This window comes from Methylobacterium sp. WL120, from assembly GCF_008039465.1.
Classification (GTDB): Bacteria; Pseudomonadota; Alphaproteobacteria; order Rhizobiales; family Beijerinckiaceae; genus Methylobacterium; species Methylobacterium cerastii.
In genome coordinates, this window is the sequence record NZ_VRUT01000237.1 from 1 (window position 1) to 5171 (window position 5171).

At 72.1% G+C, this 5171-nt stretch carries 6 protein-coding genes; 5 read left to right on the top strand and 1 reads right to left on the bottom strand.

Features of this window, described 5'->3' with window-relative positions; genetic code table 11:
• Window positions 1-283 (top strand): DUF1236 domain-containing protein (locus tag FV229_RS25135; RefSeq protein WP_246688338.1); only part of this gene is annotated, 283 nt, incomplete at its 5' end.
• 170 nt (window positions 284-453) lie between these two features.
• Here the strand turns inward: FV229_RS25135 and hrcA are convergent.
• Window positions 454-1548, bottom strand: coding sequence for a heat-inducible transcriptional repressor HrcA (hrcA, locus tag FV229_RS25140; protein WP_147754542.1), 1095 nt, complete (start codon window positions 1546-1548; stop codon window positions 454-456).
• A 147-nt stretch (window positions 1549-1695) separates the two neighbouring features.
• Between hrcA and rph the strand changes: the two genes are divergently transcribed.
• From rph to FV229_RS25160, 4 genes are read left to right on the top strand one after another with little or no spacing between them, the layout of a single operon-like run.
• Window positions 1696-2409: a ribonuclease PH gene (gene rph / locus FV229_RS25145; protein ID WP_147754543.1), complete on the top strand. Its 714-nt coding sequence runs from the start codon at window positions 1696-1698 to the stop codon at window positions 2407-2409.
• Complete coding sequence (gene rdgB / locus FV229_RS25150) at window positions 2406-3038, top strand: RdgB/HAM1 family non-canonical purine NTP pyrophosphatase (RefSeq protein ID WP_147754544.1); 633 nt, start codon at window positions 2406-2408, stop codon at window positions 3036-3038. The genes rph and rdgB overlap by 4 nt, the downstream gene beginning before the upstream one ends.
• A 49-nt stretch (window positions 3039-3087) precedes the next feature.
• Entirely contained in the window at window positions 3088-4266 is a 1179-nt protein-coding gene (hemW, locus tag FV229_RS25155) for a radical SAM family heme chaperone HemW (RefSeq protein ID WP_147754545.1), read from the top strand.
• 46 nt (window positions 4267-4312) lie between these two features.
• On the top strand, window positions 4313-5143 hold the full coding sequence (locus FV229_RS25160; RefSeq protein ID WP_147754546.1) for a DMT family transporter: 831 nt from the start codon (window positions 4313-4315) through the stop codon (window positions 5141-5143).
• The last annotated feature ends 28 nt before the right edge of the window (window positions 5144-5171 follow it).

A 5171-nucleotide genomic window follows, 5' to 3' on the forward strand; every position in this document is an offset into this window, starting at 1 on the left:
TGGCGGCGGCGAGGCCCGCGGCGCCTACGGGCGTCTCGGCGGCGCCGAGCGCACCCGGTTCCGCCAGGACCTGTTCCGCAGCGGCGTGCCGCGGCTGGCGGCCGGCGCCTTCGCGCTCACGGTCGGCACGGCCATCGCCCGCAGCTACGAACTGCACCGGCTCCCGCCGGCGATCGTCGAGCTGGCCCCGGAATACGAGGATTACAGCTACGTCCTCGTGGACGACGACATCGTCATCGTCGATCCGGACACCTACCAGATCGTGGACGTGATCCGCGGCTGAGGCCGAAAGAAGCGCCGCCTGCCCCCTCTCCCATAGGGCGAGGGTTGGGGTGAGGGGTGTGACATCTCCGGAGAGGTCACGCCCCTCATCCTGTCCTTCTCCCACTGGGAGAAGGAACCCGCGATCGATCGAGCACGCCGACGACCGCACGTTACCTGCCTGGCGAAAAGTTACGTCCCGCGGTCCATCATCCGCGAGACCACCCGCGCGGTGTAATCCACCATCGGCACGATGCGGGCGTAGTTGAGCCGGGTCGGGCCGATGACGCCGACCACGCCGACGATCGTCTGCGACCCGTCGCGGAACGGGGCGGCGATCAGCGAGGAGCCGGAGAGCGAAAACAGCTTGTTCTCCGAGCCGATGAAGATCCGTACCCCGTCGCCGCCCTCGGCGCGGGCAAGCAGGTCGATCACGTCCTTCTGCGTCTCGAGGTCCGAGAACAGCAGCCGCATCCGCTCCAGGTCCTCGATCGCGCGCAGGTCGTCGAGCAAGTTGGCCTGGCCGCGCACGATCAGCTGGCGCGCCTCGGTGGGCCCGACCGAGACGGCAAGCCCGGCGTCGACCAGGCGCTCGGTGATGGCGTCGAGCTCCCGCTTCATCGCCTGCCGGCCCGCCTCGATCTCGGCGCGCAGGCCCCCGAGGGTGCGGCCGTGCAACCGGGCATTGAGGTAGTTCGAAGCCTCCTGCAGCGCGCTCGCGGGCAGGCCCGGCGGCAGGTCGAGCAGGCGGTTCTCCACCGAGCCGTCGTCCGAGACGAGCACCACCAGGGCGCGGGCCGGGTCGAGCCGCACGAACTCGATGTGCTTGAGCTGCACGTTGGTCTTGGTCGTCAGCACCACGCCGGCGCCGCGCGAGACGCCCGAGAGCAGGCTCGACGCCTCGGCCAGCACCGACGCGAAGGTGTGGCCGGAGGCGGCGGCGCGCATCTGCGCCTCGATCCGCTCCTGCTCCTCGCGCCCGACGTCGCCGAGCTCCAGCATCGCGTCGACGAAGAAGCGCAGGCCCAGCTCCGTCGGCAGGCGCCCGGCGGAGGTGTGCGGGGCGAAGATCAGCCCGGCCTGCTCCAGGTCGGACATCACGTTGCGGATCGAGGCCGGCGACAGGGCCATCGGCAGGATGCGTGCGAGGTTGCGCGATCCCATCGGCTCGCCGGTGGACAGGTATCCCTCGACGATCTGTCGGAAGATCTCGCGGGCGCGCTCGTTCAGCGCGGCGAGCGCCTGCACCTGCGGAGGTTGGGAAATGGATCTCGAAAACTCGGTCACGCGCGGTTCCTGCCCGGCGATTGTGTCCCGGCGAAGCCCGCGGATCAATCCGTCGGCGACGCGATGACGTTGCGGCGCGTCGGGTTGCCGCCCGAGGCGACGCAGCCTAAGCACCCGGCTCGGAATTTCGAACCGGGAGAACGCCGCATGCGGCCCTCGAAGCGCGCGGCCGACGAGTTGCGCACGGTCACGCTGGAACGGTCGGTCGCCCGCTACGCGGAAGGCTCCTGCCTCGTGACCTTCGGCGAGACCAAGGTGCTGTGCACCGCCTCCCTCGAAGAGCGCGGGCCGCACTGGCTGCGCGGCTCTGGCAAGGGCTGGGTGACGGCCGAGTATTCGATGCTGCCGCGCGCGACGCACGAGCGCACCCGCCGCGAGATCAATTCCGGCAAGCCCTCGGGGCGGACGCAGGAGATCCAGCGGCTGATCGGGCGATCCTTGCGCGCCGTCACCAACCTGCCGGCCATGGGCGAGAAGCAGATCACCGTCGACTGCGACGTGATCCAGGCCGACGGCGGCACCCGCACCGCGGCGATCACCGGCGCCTGGGTCGCGCTGCACGAGTGCTTCGCCTGGATGCGCGCCCGCTCGATGATTTCGGTCGACCCGCTGCGCGACCACGTCGCCGCGGTGTCCTGCGGCATCGTCAAGGGCGCGGCCGTGCTCGACCTCGACTACGCCGAGGATTCGGGCGCCGAGACCGACGCCAACTTCGTCATCACCGGCACCGGCGGCCTCGTCGAGGTGCAGGGCACCGCCGAGGGCAAGCCGTTCTCGGAAGCCGAGCTGCTCGAACTGCTGCGGCTCGCCAAGGGCGGCGTCGCCGACCTCGTCGCCCTCCAGAAGCAGGCGATCGCATGAGCCACCGCATCCTCACGGGCAAGGTCGTCATCGCGACCCACAATGCCGGCAAGCTGGTCGAGATGCGCGAGCTGCTGGCGCCGTTCGGCGTCGAGGCGGTCTCGGCGGGCGAACTCGGGCTCGCCGAGCCCGACGAGACCGGCACGATGTTCTCCGAGAACGCGGCGATCAAGGCGATCGCCGCCGCCGAGGCCACCGGTCTGCCGGCCTTCGCCGACGATTCGGGCCTGTGCGTCGCAGCCCTCGACGGGGCGCCCGGCCTGTTCTCCGCCCGCTGGGCAGGCCCATCCAAGGATTTCGCCGGCGCGATGGCGCGGATCGCCGCGGAACTCGCGCTGCGCGGGGCGACCAACCGGCGCGCGCACTTCGTCTCGGCGCTGGTGCTGGCCTGGCCCGACGGCCATGTCGAGCTGTTCGAGGGCCGCGTCTTCGGCGACCTCGTCGAGCCCCGCGGCACCGCCGGCTTCGGCTACGACCCGATGTTCCGGCCCGACGGCTCCGACCGAACCTTCGGCGAAATCTCGTCGGAGGAGAAGCACGGGGTCGACTGGCAGACCGGCAACGCCCTGTCGCACCGGGCGCGCGCCTTCGTGGCGCTCGCCGCCGCATGCCTGCGTCGCCCGACCTGAACCCGTCGCACGATTGCCAAACGGCGCGCACGCGAGCACATCGCGTGCGATGACCGACCGTTCAGGCCCGGACCACCCGACCCGCGACGCGGGCTTCGGCGTCTACGTGCATTGGCCCTTCTGCGCCTCGAAGTGCCCGTATTGCGACTTCAACAGCCACGTGCGTCACGCGCCGGTGGACGAAGTGCGCTACCTCGCGGCCTTCCGCGCCGAGATCGCGCACGTGGCTGCCCGCACGCCCGGCCGCACCGTGTCGAGCGTCTTCCTCGGCGGCGGCACGCCCTCGCTGATGCAGCCCGGCACCGTCGCCGGCATCCTCGACGCCGTCGCCGAGGCCTGGGGCGTCGCGCCCGATGCCGAGATCACGCTGGAGGCCAACCCGACCAGCGTCGAGGCCGGGCGGTTCCGCGGCTATCGCGCGGCCGGCGTCAACCGCGTCTCGCTGGGCGTCCAGGCCTTCGACGACGCCTCCCTCAAGAGCCTCGGGCGGCTGCACAGCGCCGAGGAGGCGTTCGCCGCGATCCGGGTCGCGCAGGGCGCCTTCGACCGCAGCTCGTTCGACCTGATCTACGCCCGCCCGAACCAGACCGCCGAGGCCTGGCGGCGGGAGCTGACCGAGGCGATCGGCCGGGCGGCCGAGCACCTCTCGCTCTACCAGCTCACCATCGAGCCGGGGACGCCGTTCTACGGCCTCGCCGCCGCGGGCCGGCTCGTGCCGCCCGACGACGAGGCGGCCCGCACCCTCTACGACGTGACCCAGGAGGTTTGCGACCGGGCCGGGCTTCCGGCCTACGAGATCTCGAACCATGCGCGCCCCGGCGCGCAGTCGCGCCACAACCTGCTCTACTGGCGCTACGGCGAGTATGCCGGCATCGGCCCCGGCGCGCATGGCCGCCTGGTCACGGAGGCGGGCCGCCTCGGCACCGTCACCGAGAAGGCGCCGGAGGCTTGGCTCGCCCGGGTCGAGCGCGACGGCCACGGCATCTCCGAGACCGAGACCATCGCGGGCGCCGACCAGGGCGACGAGTTCCTGATGATGGGCCTGCGCCTGTCGGAGGGCATAGACCCCGCGCGCTACGCGGCGCTGAAGGGCCGGCCGCTCGACGGAGCGCGAATCGACGCCCTCGTCGGGGACGGCCTGGTCGCCCGCCTGCCCGACGGTCGCATCGCCGCGACCGCGCGGGGCGCCCCGGTGCTGAACGCCGTGGTGGCGAGCCTGGCCGCGTGAGTTCGATCGCCCTCGTGCAAGATGATCCACAAGCCATGAGCCCGCGATGACGCCGGCCGTCGTCGCCCTCGTCCTCTTCGCGGCTTTGCTGCATGCGGGCTGGAACACGCTGCTGCGCGGGGGCACCGACCGCCTCTGGACCATGAGCGTGATGAACCTCGCCGTCGGCGGGCTCGGGCTCGCCGTGGCGCTCGCGGTCGGATTGCCGGCCGCGGCGAGCTGGCCCTACGCCGTTGCCTCGGGGCTGATCCACATCGCCTACAACGCGCTGCTGATCGTCACCTACCGCACCGGCGACCTCGGCCAGACCTATCCGATCGCCCGCGGCGCCTCGCCGGCCCTGGTCGCCCTCGGCGCGGGCGTCTTCGCCTCCGAGGTGCCCGGCACCGTCGGCGCCGTCGGGATCGCGCTGGTGAGCGGCGGGATCCTGTCGCTGTCGCTGGGCAAGGCCGGGCTGTCGCGGGGCACCGTGCTCGCGGCGCTGGGCACCGCGGCGACGATCGCCGCCTACACGCTGATCGACGGCATCGGCGTGCGACTGTCGGGCGACTGGGTCGCCTACACGGCGGCGATGTTCACCTTCCACCTCGCCTTTCCGCTCTGGCTCCTGCTGACGCGCGGACCCGCGGCGCTCGGCGGGACGCCGGCCGCGCTAACCCGCGCCGTCGGGGGCGGCGCCGCCTCGCTGATGGCCTATGCCGCGGTGATCTGGGCGATGCGGCTCGGGGCGATGGGTCCGGTCTCGGCGCTGCGCGAGACCAGCGTCGTCTTCGCCGCGCTCCTCGGCCGCTTCGTCCTGAAGGAACGCCTCACCGCCGGCCGCATTGCCGCCTGCCTCGTCATCGCGGCAGGCGCGGCGATGATCGGCCATGGCTGAGCGGGGGCGGCGGGTTCAGGTTCCGGGC

Coding starts and splice junctions, on each gene's coding strand:
- rph (WP_147754543.1), top strand. CDS start 1,696: ATGCGGCCCTCGAAGCGCGCGGCCGACGAGTTGCGCACGGTCACGCTG.
- rdgB (WP_147754544.1), top strand. CDS start 2,406: ATGAGCCACCGCATCCTCACGGGCAAGGTCGTCATCGCGACCCACAAT.
- hemW (WP_147754545.1), top strand. CDS start 3,088: ATGACCGACCGTTCAGGCCCGGACCACCCGACCCGCGACGCGGGCTTC.
- FV229_RS25160 (WP_147754546.1), top strand. CDS start 4,313: ATGACGCCGGCCGTCGTCGCCCTCGTCCTCTTCGCGGCTTTGCTGCAT.